A 17085-nucleotide genomic window follows, 5' to 3' on the forward strand; every position below is an offset into this window, starting at 1 on the left:
CGATACTCCATAAAAGATTGTTGCAAAGTTAAGCAGACTGCATGGAATGACGGCCCTGGTGGCGCAGCGAAATCGCGTACAGCCCCGCAAACACCAGCATGCCGTTGATCATCAAGAGTTCCAGCCCGAGCCGGTACGAGCCGAGCAGATACGCCTGATTGTACTCAAGGATCGCGCACAGGACCGGCGCACCGATCGTGACCAGCGGTACAAGGCGATTGCGCGGCACGCGCGCCGTGAACATGCCGAACGCGAACAGGCCGAGCAGCGGGCCGTAGGTGTAGGCCGCCAGCTTGAGGATCACGCCGATCATGCTGGGATTGTCGGCCGCCTTGAAGCCCATCACCAGCAGCAGGAACAGGAACGCGTAGCCCAGGTGCACGCGACGGCGCAGCCCCTCGGCCTGCGCCTGGGTCAGATCCGTCCGGCGCTTGATGCCCAGCAGGTCGATGCAGGTCGACGACGTCAGCGCCGTGATCGCGCCGTCGGCACTGGGAAACAGCGCCGAGATCAGCGCGATCAAGAAGATGATCTGCAGCGCCGGCGGCAGGTGGCCCATGACGACGGCCGGGAAGATCTTGTCGCCGGTGGCGGTCACGCCCACGGTCGGCGCGTACAGGTACAGCAGGCCGCCCAGGAACAGGAACGACAGCAACACGACCACCAGCACCCCCGTCAGCGCCAGCAGGTTCTTTTGCGAATCGGCCAGCGTCTTGACCGAGATGGTCTTTTGCATCATCTCCTGGTCCATCCCCGTCATGGTGATGGTGATCAGCGCGCCGGCCACGATCTGTTTGAGCCAGAAATTCGGGCTGTTCAGGTCTGTCGTGAACACGCTGGCCAGGCCGCTCGAGCGCATCTGCTCCAGGCTGTCCGGCACCGACAGGTTGAGTTCGCCCAGCAGGAACCAGGCGCACGCGAACAGACCGAACAGCATGCCGGTCGTTTGCAGCGTGTCGGTCCAGACGATCGTCTTGACGCCGCCCTGGTAGGTGTAGAGCAGAATCATCCCCAGCACAACAAGAGTACTGAGCCAGAACGGCACGCCCAGGCTGTCGAGGATGACCGCCTGCAGGATGTTGACCACCAGGTACAGGCGCGCGGTGGCGCCCAGCAGGCGCGAGATGATGAAGAAGCCGGCCCCGCTCTGGTAGGCACGCCGGCCAAGGCGCACGTCGAGGTAATGGTAGATGGAGGTCAGCTGCAGGCGGTAGTACAGCGGCAGCAGCAGCCAGGTGACGGCAAGGTAGCCGATTACATAGCCGATCAGGATCTGCGCATAGCCAAAGCCATCGGCGCCAACCGCGCCCGGCACGCTGACGAAGGTCACGCCCGAGAGCGTGGTGCCGACCATGCCGAAGGCGACCAGCACCCAGTTGCTGCTCTTGTTACCGATGAAGAAACTGTCGTTGTTGGCGCCGCGCGAGGTGGCCCAGGCCACGGCCAGCAGCAAGGCGAAGTAGCCGATGAGGATGCAAAACAGGAGTAACGGGGACATGAAAAGCCGGGGATGATCGTTTTGCCCAGCAATATACACTGCCGGGCAACCGGCGCTCAAACCTCTTCGCTGCGCACCCGACGGAATGGCCCGATACAGGTTTGCATGGTCTGGTCGGCGCACATCAGGAAGATTGTGCGTGACGGGTGAAACTGGATGAAGTTGATGACCTGCGCGCCCGGCTTCATCACGTTGCCCGAACAATCGGGCTTGCCGTTGTCTTTGACGATGCGGTCTTGCAGGCGGTAGAAGCCTTGCTTGTCGGGCTGGGCGGAAACGGTATAGACGCTTTCGGAAACCTCGGCGGCGCTGGTGACGAACGTGGTGCCGTCGGCGCGAAAGCGGTAGGTTTCAGCGCACTCGGTGCCCGGCACCGTCAGCCGCCAGATGCCGAGGAGCGGATGTCCGGCGGCAATGCCCGCCGATGCAACCGCCGGCGCAGCGGCCAGCGCCGGCGCGCCCAGGCAGGACAGCAGGAACAGAACGGCACGTGCGCGCATGCGAGGCTCCATCAAACGACAACGCCTGCCCGAAAACCGGACAGGCGTCGTGATTATGGCATCGCGCAGGGACGCGCGGCGCGCGGCAGTCCGTGATCAGCCGTTGTCGGAACCGGCCTTCGGCTTGGCCGGGCGACGGCTGCGTGGCGCGGCCTTGCGCGCCGGACGGGCGCCCTTGGTGCGTGCAGGCGTGGCGGCTTCCGCATCCGCGTCTGCTTCTGGCTCAGGCGCGACGTCTTCCTGCGCTGCGGCAGCAGCCGCCTGCGCTTCGGCTTCGGCTGCCGCAGCAGCTTCGGCTTGGGCAGCTGCAGCTTGCTCCGCCAGCTTCTTGGCCGATGGCTTGCGTGGCGCGCGGCGACGTTCTTTCTCGACCGGCGCCGGCGCTGCGTCAGCTTCGACCGGCTCGGCGTCGCTCACGACCAGCGTCGGTTGCGATGCCGGTTCGTCGAAGGTCTCGTCCTGGGCTTCGGGCTCGAAAGCGACCGGCTCCAGCAGCGCCGGCACGTTCGATGCCTCGTTGCGGTTGCCGCCCTTGCGTCCACCTTGGCCACGGCCACGACGGCCGTCGGTCCTGGCCGGTTGCGCTTCCGGTTGCACTTCTGGCTGCGCTGCCGGTTCCTCGAACAGTTCTTCCTGTGGTTCCGGCTCGACTGCCACCGGCTCCATCAGCGCCGGCACGTTCGACGCTTCATTGCGGTTACCGCCCTTGCGGCCACCGCGGCCACGGCCACGACGGCCATCGTTCTTGACCGGTTCGTCATTGCCCTCGACCGGAGCTGCCGCGTCGAGCATGTCCTGCACCACGGCGTCCGGCGCCTGCGTGCCGTCCTGCTGGGCTTCCTGGCCCGCTGCTGCATTGCCCGCATGCGCGCTGCGGAACACATAGGTGCCGGATTTTTCGTCGCGGCCGAATTCGAACAGGCCGCGCGTCTGCGCTTCTTCGAGCAGGTTTCCGAAGGTGCGGAAGCCGTAATAGGTTTCCGAGAAATCGGGACGGCGGCGCTTGAGCGTGTCTTTCAGCAACGAGGCCCAGATTTTGCCGGTGTCGCCACGCTCGGACGTGAGCGCATCGAACGTCTCGACCACCATGTCGAGCGCCTGTACCTTGCGTGCTTCGAGTTCTTCCTTGCGCTTGTCGTCGCCGACATTCGTGTTGGTGTTGTTGCTGGCGTTCGAGCGGCGCGTTTGCGGCGCGGCCTTGCGCTCGTCGCGCTTGGCGGCGGTGCGGCGCTGTTCGCGCACCAGGTCATCGTAAAAGATGAATTCGTCGCAGTTTGCCACCAGCAGGTCGGAGGTGGACTGCTTGACGCCGACGCCGATCACCTGCTTGTTATTTTCACGCAGCTTCGACACCAGCGGCGAAAAGTCGGAGTCGCCGCTGATGATGACGAAGGTGTTGACGTGCGACTTCGTGTAGCACAGATCGAGTGCATCGACGACGAGGCGGATGTCGGCCGAATTCTTGCCCGACTGACGCACGTGCGGGATCTCGATCAGCTCGAAGTTCGCTTCATGCATCGCCGCCTTGAAGCCCTTGTAGCGGTCCCAGTCGCAGTACGACTTCTTGACCACGATGCTGCCCTTGAGCAGCAAGCGTTCCAGCACTGGCTTGATGTCGAATTTTTCGTAATTGGCGTCGCGAACGCCCAGTGCGACGTTTTCAAAGTCGCAGAACACCGCCATGCTGATGTTGTCGGAAGAAGAGGCCATGAGTTGTTTTTTCTGTAGTGATAGGGCAAACGTATGGCGATTATACGCACGCCCTTCCGTTTCGCGCCGTATGACATTGCCTGGCGGCCAGTTTCAGCGATTGGGTGTGGCGCGTGGGCAGCATCGGCCAAGGTTCTTTATGCTATGCCATCTGATCCACTCGAAGGAGCTCAACACATGACCGCAACAACCAACCGCCGCATCGTCCTCGTCTCGCACCCGAAGGGCAAGCCAACCGCAGAGAACTTCCGCATCGAGGATGCACCGATCCCGACGCCGGGCGACGGCGAACTGCTGCTTGAAACGCTGTTCCTGTCGCTCGATCCGTACATGCGCACGCGCATGAACGGCACCGCTACTTACGCCGCCGCACTGGAGCTGGGTGACGTGATGGTCGGCGGCACCGTCGCCCGCGTCAAGCAGTCGAACCACCCGGACTGGAAAGAAGGCGACGTCGTCGTGGCCTACTCCGGCTGGCAGTCGTTCGCCATCTCGGACGGCAGCAACCTGCGCCGCGTCGATCCGGACAGCGCGCCCGTCTCCACCGCCGTCGGCGTGCTCGGCATGCCAGGCTTCACGGCGTATGCCGGCCTGCTCGAAATCGGCCAGCCGAAGGCCGGTGAAACCGTCGTCGTGGCCGCTGCCAGCGGCGCCGTCGGCTCGGTCGTTGGCCAGATCGCCCGTATCAAGGGCGCGCGCGCCGTGGGCATCGCCGGCGGGCCCGAGAAGTGCGCGTTCATCAAGGACGAGCTGAAATTCGACGCCGTGGTCGACCACCGCGCACCGGACTTCGCCGAGCAGCTGGCCAAGGCCTGCCCGGATGGCATCGACGTGTATTTCGAGAACGTCGGCGGCCAGGTGCTCGAAGCCGTCAAGCCACTGCTGAACAACTTCGCGCGCATTCCCGTGTGCGGCCTGGTGTCGCATTACAACGATGCCGGCGCGGGCGCGTCGATCGACCTGAGCCTCACGCTGTTCAAGAGCCTGACCGTACGCGGCTTCCTGCAGAACGAATTTGTCGAGCGGCTCGAGCCGACCTTCCTGAAAGAAGCCGCAGGCTGGATCAAGGATGGATCGCTGCGCTACCGTGAAGACATCGTCGAAGGGCTGGACAAGGCGCCTGAGGCATTCATTGGCCTGTTAGACGGCAAGAATTTCGGCAAGCTGGTGGTGCGCGTCGCAGAATGATCAAGGCGCAGTCAACGTTAAATAGAGGGAAGCTTTGAACTGATGAGCAGCCCGGTGGTCCAACTCCTGTCCCCAACGCCAGGAGTCGATCATGAAAGCGCCACGCTTCAAGAGCTGGTTTGCCAGGCTGCCATCGTTGAATCAGCCGCAGCGCCGGCAAGTGCTCGATGCCTTGCATCCTGCGGCCGGCCTCGATCAGGTGGTGGCGCTGATCGCGCAGGCGAGAGCACCTGGCCGTTGCTGTCCCCGCTGTGGCAACGCGCGCTGCCACCGGCATGGCTTCGCCAACGATCTGCAGCGCTTTCGCTGCTGCGCTTGCGGGCGCACATTCAACGACCTGAGCGGCACACCGCTGGCACGGCTCAGGCTCAAGGCCAAGTGGCTCGCGTATTCCCAGGTGCTGCTCGACTCACTGTCGGTGCGGAAGGGTGCAGACCGGGTTGGCGTGCACCGCAATACCGCCTTCCGGTGGCGTCACCGCTTTCTTGATTGGGTCAAGTTCGACCGGCCTGCGTCCCTGAATGGCATCGTCGAGGCTGACGAAACGTTCCTGCTCGAATCACAAAAAGGATCGCGCATGCTCGATCGCCCGCCACGCCGGCGCGGCGGGCGCGCCGCAAAACGGGGCATTTCAACGGAGCTCGACTGCATCCTGGTCGCGCGCGACCGCAACGGTCGCACGGTCGATGCCGTCACAGGCCGCGGTGCACTGACCGCCGCCCAACTCGAGCGCGATTTGCTCCCCAGGCTCGATCCGCAGGCGCTGCTGGTCAGCGACGGCCACCGCGCCTACCGCGCCTTTGCACGCAAGCACCGGATTGCGCATGAAGCCGTCAACCTGCGCGCCGGCGTCAGGGTCCGGCATTTGGGCAGCCGCGCCATCCACGTCCAGAACGTGAATGCCTATCACCAGCGCTTCAAGGACTGGCTATCAGGTTTTCGTGGTGTTGCGTCACGCTATCTGCCCAATTATCTGGGTTGGCGCTGGGCACTGGACGGCGGGCGAGTTAGTTCCCCAGAACAATTGTTAACCATTGCAATCGGTGTCATCAACAGATAACGAAAAAAGCGCCATGATCAACGGCCACAATTGACATTTGGGATTGGTGCAGCATCCGTCAAATGTGGCCTATAATTATTTAACCTTTTGCAACCATTTGTCGAACATCGATGCTGCCCACCAACCTGTTCGAGTCGGTGTTCAACCGATCGCCCTTCGGGCATTACCTGCTGTCTCCTACGCCCGAAGCGACGATCCTGGCCGTGAACGACGCGTTCCTGAAGGCCTCGGCGCGTACGCGCACCGAACTCGTGGGCCTCAGCCTGTTCACGGCATTCCCCAACAATCCGGCCGACCCGGCCGACTTCGGCGAGGCGCTGCTGCGCGACTCGCTGGCGCGCGTGCGCGCCAGCAGACATCCCGACACCCTGCCCGCCCTGCGCTATCCGATTCCGGTTGTGCTACCGAATGGCGAAACGGGGTTCGAAGAACGCTTCTGGACCGCCACCAGCACGCCGATCTTCGGCGCCGATGGTGAACTGGTCTGCATTTCACACAGCAATATCGACGTCACCGACCAGGTCAATTCCGAAGCGGCCGTGCGCGAAAGCGAGAAACGCTTCCGCGCGCTGACCAATGCGACGGCCGACGTCATCTACCGCATGAGCGCCGACTGGTCCGAGATGCGCCGCCTCGAAGGACGCGGCTTCATGAAGGACACGGACTCCCCCACGGGCAACTGGCTCGACGACTACATTCCGCCTGGCGACCATGCCCTGGTCCGGGCCGGGATCGCACGGGCGATGGAGAGCGGCGCGGTCCTGGAACTGGAACACCGGGTCTGGCGCAACGACGGCAGTTGCGGCTGGACGCTGTCGCGCGCCGTGCCGATGTTCGATGCGGCTGGCGAACTCTATGAATGGATCGGCGCGGCCAGCGACATCAGCGAGCGCAAGGCCTGGGAAGACAAGCTGCGCGAAACCGACCGCCGCAAGGACGAATTTCTCGCGATGCTGTCGCACGAGCTGCGCAACCCGCTGGCGCCGATCGGCGCGGCGGCAGAACTGCTGCAGCGTACGAAACTCGACGATGGCATGCTCAAGCGTACCAGCCAGATCATCGGGCGCCAAGTGAAACACATGACGGCGCTGATCGACGACCTGCTCGACGTCTCGCGCGTCACGCGCGGGCTGGTGGAACTCGACCAGACCGTGCTGGACGTGGGCGCCGTGCTGCACGAAGCGGTGGAACAGGTCACGCCGCTGATCGATTCGCGCGGCCACACACTGGCGCTAAACCTGCCCCCGCCCGGCACGCAGGTGCTGGGCGACCGCAAGCGCCTGGTGCAGGTGGTCGCCAACCTTCTGGGCAACGCCGCCAAGTACACGCCCGAGGGCGGGCGCCTGGCCGTGACCGCCTTCGCGCGTGGCGACCGGCTGCACATCGATGTCCTCGACAACGGGATCGGCATGGCGCCCGAGCTGGCGGCGCGCGCGTTCGATCTGTTCACGCAGGCCGAACGCAGTTCGGACCGCTCATCGGGCGGGCTGGGACTGGGCCTGGCGCTGGTGAAAAGCCTGATCGAGCTGCATGGCGGCGAGGTCGCCTGCGAGAGCGCGGGCGCGGGCCAGGGCAGCCGGTTCTCCGTGTACCTGCCACTGCTGCATGCACCTGCCGCGGCTGCGCCAGTGCCCGATACGCAGCCGGGCGCGGACACGGCGCTGCTGCGCGTGCTGGTTGTCGATGACAATGTCGACGCGGCCGTCATGCTGGCGATGCTGCTGGAAGCGAGCGGCCACCAGGTGCAGGTTGAGCACGATCCTCTCGAGGCGCTGGCCGCCACGCTGGCCAACCCGCCACAGGTATGCCTGCTCGATATCGGCCTGCCCGGCATCGACGGCCTGGAACTGGCGCGCCGCCTGCGCGCCCGCCCCGGCACCGCCCACGCGCTGCTGATCGCCATCACCGGCTATGGCCAGGACAGCGACCGGCAGCAGATCCTGCAGGCCGGGTTCGACCATCATCTGGTCAAGCCGATCGATATCGCGCAGCTGTATACGCTGCTGGACGGCACCGGCTAGCGCACTGCCGCGATCGGCTGTCTAGTAACAATAAAGTCAGCCGCAATCGCATACCGGAGCTTCAAGGTTCATAGCTTGCAGCAATGAAGTGAGACACACTATCCACCATCTACCCCTACGGCCGTCCGGTTTCGACCCGAAGGGGAAGTTCCTGCCAGCTTTAATCGTGAATGGCGCCGAGAAATGCACCACAGTCGGCAATCAGCACTTCCTGAGGCAAAGTGCCCGCCGCAAGATACAGCTTTTCATGCATGGACGCGCGATAGGAGGCTAGAACGATGTCTTCCCTACCACGCATTCTTGCTTGTGGCCCTTGATAATTTTACGAAGACGTGAAACTGCTGACGTCCGCTTTGACCCAATCCGGCCGTTCGTTTCAGCATAGCATGTTGCAGATGTGAAAATCCCTTACCAGGCCGTGACAGGCCGCAACCGCCCCATTGCAGAACTTGGCCATTACGGATACCAGACGAGCGAGCTTCCTTCGATGAATGCACTTTCATAGTGCCGTCGAAAAGCTGCCATGCTTGGATCATTCAGGCTTTCGACATCGATTTGCCGCCCTTCGCCCAAGTCAATTTCAGAAAACCCGAATGACTCGACTTCACATTTAGCGGCGTCGTGATCTGGGGCGCTATCGCTCTGCGCGAGGAACAGGATGAAACGATGGGTGCTACCTACTGTTGGGCTAGCCCAGTCGAAACTCGCTGCTCCTGCAAAACGCGCTAAGCCGGGGTACAAAATGACTGTCTTCAAACGTTACTCCTTCTTCGGTTGCCGGACTACGTTTAGCGAGTAAGTGGCTCCTGTTTCGTCCGCTTTTGGCCGAAACCATCCGACCAACCCAGCTTAGTAGGTTGCCAGGTTAAAAATACGGTGACTTCCGCGACAGGCAGAATCGACCCGACGTAGACGGCCTTACACAGGCCCAATCTGGTCGCGTAAGACGGTAAAGGTCATCTCACCAGCTTTTGATTCGAAATCCCATGGCGTAATATTGCCAACGCGTATCAGCTGCCGCCCTCGATCATCAGTCCATTCGCTTTCAACCACGCAGGCGATGTAACCGGATCGAGGAAACGTGCTGTCGGACGACAGGTCCATAGTGCTTACGACAGGAGCTTTCGCAATGAAACGATGTGTGTAACCTTTTGAATCAACAAGCGCACATTCCACTAGACCCGGGAAGTCCTCGTCTACGAATCGTTCAATCGTCACTTTCGTCACCGACTCCCGTCCAGGCGGCCATGGCCGAATTGTGTACATTAGTTGGTCTTCAAGCGACCAGTTCAGAGGGCGAAATTCGGGATAACGCCACGGACACCCATCTGCGACCCACCGCTGATAGTTAGCCATATTGTCACTGTAACCGTACTCGCAGCCACAGCAATCGCAGATCTCGAATGAGCATCGCAGGTCTTCAGTCGAGGCAAATCCAAGAGCAGGGCCTCCAAGAGCAGGTCCGTAGCCGCAAACTGGACAATAATCAATCACCATGGCGATCCAATTCAGTACCTACAGATTTTCCAGCTTGCTAGCTGAAGTGTATGCGTCCACTGAGCAGTGAAAAACATCGCTAACAACCGCTTTTGGCGACTGCCGCCCGGCTATTCGCGTCAGCTTAGCAGGTTGCTGGACTGAAAAAGTCGCCGACTGCATCCACAGGCAGGTGCCGACCTGACCCGGACGAACAACGCCCGCATGACCTCATTGCTTTTTCGGGCGACAGACTTCCTTGTATGCTTCTGCATAGGTCTTGTCGAAGCAATTCTCGAGTCCTTCGACAGCATCGATATTTATGGGCCAACGAATTCTCTTTTTTGAACCACCGTCAAAGTCTGCCTCCATGTAGCCGTCGATGACAGGCGGCACGCCCACTCCTGCTGGCGGTGGGACTGCAGTGAGCCTTTCCCGTGCCCGCTTTAGTGCAGGCCTGTCCCTGCGGAGGAAGGCAATCGTTGCATCGACATACGGATTCCAACCAGCCTTATCGTCTTCAGTGGGCTTGTAAGCATGTTCCATCAAAGCGATCGCTTCGGGATACTGCCCGGCATCAGCCCTCACCTGCGCCTCATGCCAGAACAACAGGCCAGATTCTTTATGATGAGCGTTCCGGTAATCGCGAAGCAGGTCGGCTGCAATCAAGAGGCACCCAGGTGTCGATGCCAGTGCTCGCCATCCTCCCGAAATATCCTGATCAAATTCGTTTTCGTCCAAGGCAAGTAGACGAGCACGGTCAAATCGACACTTATCTGATGAAACTTCTTCCGCGTCGACTACACCACAAAAGGAATTGAGGACACAAAGAAATAGTGCAGCTAAAGTTCGGTTTGGCATAGCTAATCTGTTGATATCGGATGATGCATTAAGTTACCAGGTGCACAATGAGCAAGAGGCGCCAATCGTGAGGTTAACGACGGCTTTTGGCAGAACTCGGCCTTTGGCTTCAGCTTGGTAACTTACGGGGCTGAAAAGTCACCGACTGGCTTGAGGTGCCAATGTCGCCCCCGGAGCTGGCTTACGGGCAGATAAGTGGTCGATATGAACGTTGCCGTTTGAAGCTCAGTTGCACCATTGCTGCTCGCACGGAATGCCATCGCGGTCACCGTCCATATCAGGAACATTGCATTGTTCTTGGTGAAATAGCGCTTCTGCACAAGATGCCATCTTTGAACACGCGTTCTTCTCCGGCGTGCACTGAAACTCTGGTTGTGGCTTAAGCGCATCCCTGGCAGAAACGATCTTGTATGCGCTTGCAGAAATCGTACTATTCGGATTGGAGAAGCGAACATGGCCCACATAACCAAGCACTAGCAGAAGCGCCAAGCCAACTATCGCAGATAAGAATGCTCCTGCAGAACTTTTCCTGGCTGTTTTAGTGCCGACGAACTCAGCAGTTGCGGCCCGGGGATGACCTTTCTCATCACGCCGAACTTCATAGGTTATCAAGCTCCCCAAAAGTGGTCGCTCTGCCCTCTTGCGAAATGCGGATACGTGCAGGAACGTCCGCGCGCTTGCCCCGTTTTGAACGACGAAACCAAATCCGCGCTCATCATTCCACTCGATGATTCTTCCTTGAAGTCGCATGTTTATGAGCCAAATTGAATAACGCCATCAGATCCAAACGATGACTCGTGGCGAAAGCACAAGTTCACGGGAGCATGTCCGTCTCGGCCTCTTCTGTCAAACATGATCATTTGGTGTCGCACTTTATTATTTCTGTCCGACTTTATTGTTCGTCCGCATCAGCTGCAGGCTGCCGCATGTTGCGACCTTGAGCCTGCGATAATGATGTCTTTGAATCACCGACCCGACAACGACACCATGCAAGCCAAAGCCCATTACCTGCAACTACGGCCCCACGACGCCCTGCCCGACCTGACCCACCTGGCGCCGTTCATGGCCATCGTCGTCATCGATGACGACAGCGACGAAATGTGGCGCTGGGATGTGGCGCGCTGGCTGGTCGCATCGGGCTGCCGCAGCATGCTGGCCTGGGGCAAGGAGTGCGAAAGCTGGCACGACGCCGTCGAGGATGCCGCGCTCGAAGCCTTCGACTACGACGACATCCCACCCGAGCAGGTCGTGACGGTGTCGCAGCACGCCGACGAAGACCTCGACGAGGTGTTCTGGTTCGCGCGCCACCGCGCCAGCCACCCGGCGCTGCGCCTGAACACGGCCGTCATCTTGCACGTGGCCATGCGCGGACGCCCGGACGAACTGCTGGCGCAACTGGCCGAGGCCTGAGCGCCCCGGCAGCTTCCCCTTTACAGTCGGGCCAGCGTCGCCGGGTCGGCCTGGCCATCGAAGTATTTGTCGATGCAAGCCTGGAACACGGCTTCATCTGGCGCCACGTCCGCGAACAGCGTCATCGACGAGTGGAATTTCAGCTCATCCGGATGGCTGAAGATGGCGCCGGCCGATTCGGCGTCCAGCGCGGCGACGATGCCGGCGCACTCGCGCAGGCGCTTTCCCAGCACTAGATGCGCGAGATACGCGGCCGCTTCGTCGGCAGACGCAATCGCGTAACGCTGCGCCATGGCGCTCGTGCCCAGGCCGGCGATCTGCGGAAACACGAACCACATCCAGTGCGTGCGCTTGTGGCCGGCGCGCAGCTCCGTCAACACCGCGGCATATACCGGATCCTGCGCCTGCACAAAACGGTCGAGATCAAAGTGATTGTTCATGGTGGCCTCCCTTGTCATCGAAATGCTACAACGTCGCCGTTGTTTGCTAAAGTGCCGCACAATGAATGCTGACCATTTAGCCCTCCTGTTGGTTCGGGAAATGCCTTACGGTAAATACAAAGGCCGCAAGATTGCCGATATCCCCGGCCATTATCTCGGCTGGCTCGCACGCGAGGGTTTCCCGCGGGGCGAACTGGGCCAGTTGCTGGCCCTGATGTACGAACTCGATCACAACGATTTGCGCGGCCTGCTCGATCCGCTGCGCGGCCCGTCAAACCGGCGCGGATAATTGATACTTTCTGGCAATTAATATGACATACCGCCGATGCGCATCGGTATAATCGTACATTCACTGACGAGTTCATCATGCCGAACGAACAAGCATCATCGCCACTGGTTCTGGTTGTCGAAGACGATGACCACATCGCACAGGTACTGCGCTTCATGCTCGAGCGCCAGGGCTATCGCGTCACCCACCTGGCCGATGGCCGTGTCGCGAGCGCGCACATCGCCTCCGCGGCCGAGGCGCCGGCCCTGATCCTGCTCGACGTGATGCTGCCCTATCTGGACGGCTTCGAGCTGGTCGCGCTGGTGCGCGCACGGCCCGACTGGAACGCGGTGCCGATCCTGATGCTCACGGCAAAAAATACCGAGCGCGATACGGTGCGCGCGCTCGACGCCGGCGCCAACGATTTTGTCAGCAAGCCGTTCGAACCCAATGCCCTGCTGGCGCGCGTGCGGCGCCTGACCCAGGTCCAGAGCGCCTGACGGGGCTGAACCGTACGCGCCGATTCGGGCTCTTGACTTAAAATCAAGTCATGTCCCGTTCGCTCCCACTCCTGTTTGTTGTCTCGATGTCGATCACACCCGCGTTTGCTGCCAGCCTGCAGCTGTGCCCGGGTCCGCTGGTCGTCTCTCCCGGCGCCGTCACCGCGCAGACCACCGCGCCCGACGGCACCATCCTGCATGCCATCGTGACCGAAGAACCGGGCAAGCAGCAGGCGAACTGCCGCGTGCTGCCATTGCCGACGGCTGTCATGGGTGTGCAGGCGCTGCACTTCCTGCCCCCCGACGCCAGCCCCGGCAAGACCATCCTGCTGCGCGGGATCGAGGCCGACAAGGGCAAGTCGTTCAGCGTCAGCGAACACACGCTGGTCAGCGATCAGCCCGCCCCGCGCCCCCAGACGCCGATGCCGTTCGGCGCCAGCCTGCTGGGCGCGATGCAGACCCGCACCCACGGCGATACGGCGCGCATGGGCGCCGACGTCAAGGACGGCCGGCTGTACCTGACCTGCCGCGCCGGCGCCAAGCCCGCCAGCGTCACGCTGCTGGGCCCGTGGTTCATGCCCCGCGCACGCGCCGTCATGCAGGCCGCGTTTTCCGGCGAAGGCCGCTTTGCGCTGCAGCTCGCCAGCGGCGCGCCGGGCAAGCCGGACCAGACTTTTGACCTGGGCAGCCTGGACGCCGGTCAAGCGGTGCAGACAGCGCGCTTCGACCTACCCGAAAAACTGGACCGTGCCAATTGGCGCTCGCTGTCGCTGGCCTGTCCGCAAGGCGCCGCCAAACTCACGCTCGCCGCGCTGACGCTCCAGCCTGTCGGTGACGCCGATGCGGCTGCGGCATCACGTGCGACCTGGACCTGGAGCCCGAACGAATGGCGCGAACGCGGCGCAGCGCTGCTCGACTGGGCAGCCGAGCAAAAGATGGGCGCGGTCTTCATCACGGTGCCGCTGCGGGACGGCAGTGTCGACGACGCAGCCCAGCTGGGCGCCTTCGTGCGTCAGGCCGGCAGCCGCGGCATCGCCGTCAGTGCGATGGAAGGCGCGCCCGAGATGGTGCTGCCTGCGTCTCAGGATGCTGCCATCGCCCGCATGCGTGCCTACGCCGCCTACAACGCGTCTGCTGCCGAGGGCGCGCGCCTGAAAGGTGTCCAGTACCACATCGAACCGTATCTGGTCCCGGCCCACGTGCTGCCGCAGTCGCAGCGCGACCGGCGTTATCTTGAACTGGCGGCAAAGCTGCGCCAGGCGGCCGGCCCGCTGACGCTGGACTTCGTCGTGCCCCACTGGTGGGCAGACAAAAGCGCGCTGCTGACCGGGCTGGCAAAGCACGCCGACATCCTGACGGTCAAGAGCCCGCGCACCGATCCAGGGCAGATCTATCGCCTGGCCGTGCCGTTCCTCGACTGGGGCATCGAGCATGGCAAGACCGTGCGCGTGGCGCTCGACGCAGGGCCGATCGGCGCCGGTGTCCAGCGCCGTTATGAACGTCGTCCACCCGGGGCGCGCGGCGACCTGCTCGTGTTCACACTGGGTGGCCAGAAGATCCTGCTGCTGCAGCAGGTGCCGGCGGCGCACGACAAGGCGCAGGCCTACGCGCTGGCCGCCAGCCAGGAGATCGACGCGGCCGACGCCAGCTTCCATTCGGACAAGGGCGCGCTAATGCGGCTGTTGCCGCAGCTCGAACGCACGTTCGGGGCCTGGGAAAGCTTTGGCGGCATGGCCTTGCACGACCTGCGCTAGGCCACCGTTACGCCAGTGGCAACTCCACCGTAAACCGCGTCCCTGCGCCGGCGCGGGTTTCGAACCCGATCGAGCCGCCGTGTTCTTCGACGATCGCCTTGCTGATACTGAGGCCCAGGCCCGAGCCGCTGCGCTGGCGCGAGTCGGCGGCGTCGGCTTGCGCGAAGCGTTCGAACACGCGGCTCTGGAAGGCTGGCGGAATGCCGGGCCCTTCGTCGGTCACACTCAAGCGTGCCCAGCCCGGCCGCTGCGCCAGACCCAGAATGACATCCTTGCCGCCAGGTGTGAACTTGATCGCGTTCGAGACCAGATTGGTCAGCACCTGCACCATGCGGTCGTGATCGATCTCGGCCTGGACCCATTCGGCGCCCGGCGGCATGTCGAGGCGCAGCGTCACGCCCGCCTGGCGCGCCTGGCCTTCCATCGCATCGGCCACGTGGTGCATCAGCGGCGCCAGTAACTGGGCGGTGCGCTGGTATTCCATATGGCCTGCTTCGATCTTCTGGATGTCGAGCAGGTCGTTCACCATCCGCATCAGGCGATCGCAGCTCTGGCTGGCAATTGCGACCAGCCGCGCCGCATCGGGCGGCAGGTTGCCGGCCATGCCGCCATCGAGCATCGACAACGACGCGTGGATCGACGTGAGCGGCGTGCGCAGCTCGTGCGAGACGGTCGAGACGAATTCGTTCTTCATGCGCTCGACCTTCTTGCGCTCGGAGATATCGTGCAGGAAGATCGAGAAGAACGCATCCTCGCCCTCGCCGGCCAGCGTGACCGTGCTCTCGATCGTGAACTCGAAGCCCTGGCGGTTGATCACGGTGCGCTCCATGCGGCGCGCGAGCATGAACTGGCCGTTGTGGCGGAACGACTGCAAGGCCTTGCCGATGCTGTCGCGGTAGCGTTCGGGCAGGATCATTTCTGCCAGCGGCCAGCCCACGGCCTCGTGCCGGGTCCAGCCGAACATGCGCTCGGCGGCTGGATTCCAGTCCACGATCATGCCGCGCAGGTCGACCGCAATGAATGCATCCTGCGCTGCCTCGACGATGGCGATGATGCGGCCCTCGCTGGCGCGCACCGCGACCAGCGCACGTTCCAGTTCGCGGGTGCGGCGGTCGACCCGCTGTTCCAGCGTATCGTTGAGGGTCTGCAGATCGGCGCGGCGCTGCACCAGCGCCGTCACCAGCGCATTGAGCGCACCCGACAATTGATGGACTTCGGTATAGCTGCTCCCGGCCGGCACCAGCTCGTGCGTGTCGCCGCGGCGCAGGCCGTCGGCCGAATGGGCCAGCGCCACGAGCGGGCGTGTGATGCGGCGCGCCAGCAGCCAGCCGCCCAGCGAGAACAGCAGCGCCAGCACGCCGCCGCTCCACAGGGCGCGTGAACGCAATTGCCGTACCGGCGCGTAGGCGTCCTCCAGATCCTGGCGCACCAGCACGTGCCAGCCCAGGCCAGGGTAGTCGCCCACGGCCTTGGTCGACGCGTAGCCGACCAGATAATCGTGCCCGTCCGGCCAGTGCTCGACTGCATACCCGGTACGCCCTTCGCGCGCCGAGCTCAAGCTGCCCAGTTTGATGGTCGTGTCGAGCAGGTCTTGCGGCCCGAGCAGCACCACGCCTTCGGCGCTGACGATCAGCGCCTGCACCTTGTTGCGGGTCTGGACCGGCGCGATGATCGAGCGCTCGACCTCGCGCGCCCATTCCCACGACAGGTGCGTGCCCATCACGCCGGCCGGCTGCCCATTGGCATCCAGATAGGGAAAGGCAACATCGACAAACCGGCGCGGCTCGCCTTTTTGCACCGGCAGCAGCTTGGCCAGCAGCACCGCCTCGTGCACGTCGCCCACATGCTTACCTGCCAGGGCATTGCTGAACCAGGGCCGCTTGGCGACGTTCTTGCCTTCGAGCAGCCCGCGCGCCTCCACCAGCACCGTGCCGTCCATGGCGGCCAGGCCGATCCATTCGTAATAACCGTAGGTAGATTGCATGTCGGCCAGGATGCGGCGCCGTTCGGCCTGGCTCGTCGCGGGGGAAATCAGGTCGTTGCGGCGCGCCATCAGGCGCACTTCGCGATACCGTTCATACATGCCGCGATCGAGCTTGTCGGCGGTCTGCATCGCCATCTCGCCCAGCCCCCCGCCGATACTGGTCTTGACCTGCGCCGTCGCGGAGCGTTCGACCACTTCGACCAGCAGCAGCGTGAGAATGCCGCTCATCAGCGTAAACGCGAGAGCAAGCCGTGCGCCCAGTCCGCGCGGGGTCAGGCGATGCCAGAAGGATTGGGAAATCTGCATGGAAGACGTGAGTGTGTCGATTCTCCGAGCGTAGCACGCAGATGATGGCCTAGGGCAATACTACACTTGGTAATCTACCGATAGTTACAGGAAAACCTCGAGTAATTAC

Annotated in this window: 15 protein-coding genes; 7 read left to right on the forward strand and 8 right to left on the reverse strand. The window is 62.6% G+C overall.

Translation table 11 applies throughout. The annotated features are described in order from the left end of the window. Positions 1-28: 28 nt before the first annotated feature. From ACZ0AJ_RS12210 to ACZ0AJ_RS12220, 3 genes are all read right to left on the reverse strand, one after another. On the reverse strand, positions 29-1498 hold the full coding sequence (locus ACZ0AJ_RS12210) for a sodium:solute symporter (protein WP_499454755.1): 1470 nt from the start codon (positions 1496-1498) through the stop codon (positions 29-31). 56 nt (positions 1499-1554) lie between these two features. Further along, positions 1555-1998, reverse strand: a complete 444-nt coding sequence (locus ACZ0AJ_RS12215) for a hypothetical protein (RefSeq protein WP_499454757.1) — start codon at positions 1996-1998, stop codon at positions 1555-1557. A 96-nt stretch (positions 1999-2094) separates the two neighbouring features. Next, on the reverse strand, positions 2095-3708 hold the full coding sequence (locus ACZ0AJ_RS12220) for an NYN domain-containing protein (RefSeq protein ID WP_499454758.1): 1614 nt from the start codon (positions 3706-3708) through the stop codon (positions 2095-2097). 177 nt (positions 3709-3885) lie between these two features. On the opposite strand from ACZ0AJ_RS12220, the gene curA reads away from it, so the two are divergent. The 3 genes from curA to ACZ0AJ_RS12235 all read left to right on the forward strand — a co-directional run bounded on the left by curA (position 3886) and on the right by ACZ0AJ_RS12235 (position 7977). Then, the gene (curA, locus tag ACZ0AJ_RS12225) at positions 3886-4896 is read left to right on the forward strand and encodes an NADPH-dependent curcumin/dihydrocurcumin reductase (protein WP_499454955.1); all 1011 of its coding nucleotides are present in this window, start codon (positions 3886-3888) and stop codon (positions 4894-4896) included. Between the two features lie 91 nt (positions 4897-4987). Next, positions 4988-5956, forward strand: a complete 969-nt coding sequence (locus ACZ0AJ_RS12230; protein ID WP_499454761.1) for an IS1595 family transposase — start codon at positions 4988-4990, stop codon at positions 5954-5956. 110 nt (positions 5957-6066) lie between these two features. Then, on the forward strand, positions 6067-7977 hold the full coding sequence (locus tag ACZ0AJ_RS12235) for a PAS domain-containing hybrid sensor histidine kinase/response regulator (RefSeq protein ID WP_499454957.1): 1911 nt from the start codon (positions 6067-6069) through the stop codon (positions 7975-7977). Between the two features lie 456 nt (positions 7978-8433). Here the strand turns inward: ACZ0AJ_RS12235 and ACZ0AJ_RS12240 are convergent, their stop codons facing one another. The 3 genes from ACZ0AJ_RS12240 to ACZ0AJ_RS12250 form a co-directional block, all read right to left on the reverse strand. Next, a complete protein-coding gene (locus ACZ0AJ_RS12240; protein WP_499454764.1) occupies positions 8434-8733 on the reverse strand; it encodes a hypothetical protein in 300 nt (99 codons plus the stop codon). Between the two features lie 951 nt (positions 8734-9684). Further along, complete coding sequence (locus tag ACZ0AJ_RS12245; RefSeq protein ID WP_499454959.1) at positions 9685-10314, reverse strand: hypothetical protein; 630 nt, start codon at positions 10312-10314, stop codon at positions 9685-9687. A 225-nt stretch (positions 10315-10539) separates the two neighbouring features. Then, entirely contained in the window at positions 10540-11064 is a 525-nt protein-coding gene (locus tag ACZ0AJ_RS12250) for an excalibur calcium-binding domain-containing protein (RefSeq protein WP_499454766.1), read from the reverse strand. Between the two features lie 237 nt (positions 11065-11301). On the opposite strand from ACZ0AJ_RS12250, the gene ACZ0AJ_RS12255 reads away from it, so the two are divergent. Further along, a complete protein-coding gene (locus ACZ0AJ_RS12255; protein WP_499454768.1) occupies positions 11302-11724 on the forward strand; it encodes a DUF7684 family protein in 423 nt (140 codons plus the stop codon). A 20-nt stretch (positions 11725-11744) separates the two neighbouring features. Here ACZ0AJ_RS12255 and ACZ0AJ_RS12260 read toward each other — a convergent pair whose 3' ends face one another. Then, positions 11745-12164, reverse strand: a complete 420-nt coding sequence (locus ACZ0AJ_RS12260) for a DUF1810 domain-containing protein (RefSeq protein WP_499454769.1) — start codon at positions 12162-12164, stop codon at positions 11745-11747. Positions 12165-12225: 61 nt separating this feature from the next. Between ACZ0AJ_RS12260 and ACZ0AJ_RS12265 the strand changes: the two genes are divergently transcribed. The 3 genes from ACZ0AJ_RS12265 (at position 12226) to ACZ0AJ_RS12275 (ending at position 14686) form a co-directional block, all read left to right on the forward strand. Further along, positions 12226-12453, forward strand: coding sequence for a DUF3820 family protein (locus ACZ0AJ_RS12265; RefSeq protein ID WP_499454771.1), 228 nt, complete (start codon positions 12226-12228; stop codon positions 12451-12453). A 77-nt stretch (positions 12454-12530) separates the two neighbouring features. Continuing rightward, positions 12531-12932 carry a response regulator transcription factor gene (locus tag ACZ0AJ_RS12270; protein ID WP_499454773.1) on the forward strand — a complete coding sequence of 134 codons (402 nt, stop codon included), beginning with the start codon at positions 12531-12533 and terminating at the stop codon, positions 12930-12932. 50 nt (positions 12933-12982) lie between these two features. Further along, the gene (locus ACZ0AJ_RS12275) at positions 12983-14686 is read left to right on the forward strand and encodes a hypothetical protein (RefSeq protein WP_499454962.1); all 1704 of its coding nucleotides are present in this window, start codon (positions 12983-12985) and stop codon (positions 14684-14686) included. 7 nt (positions 14687-14693) lie between these two features. Here ACZ0AJ_RS12275 and ACZ0AJ_RS12280 read toward each other — a convergent pair whose 3' ends face one another. Next, positions 14694-16976: an ATP-binding protein gene (locus ACZ0AJ_RS12280; protein WP_499454778.1), complete on the reverse strand. Its 2283-nt coding sequence runs from the start codon at positions 16974-16976 to the stop codon at positions 14694-14696. Between the last annotated feature and the right edge of the window lie 109 nt (positions 16977-17085).

This window comes from Telluria sp. AC161, from assembly GCF_979258535.1.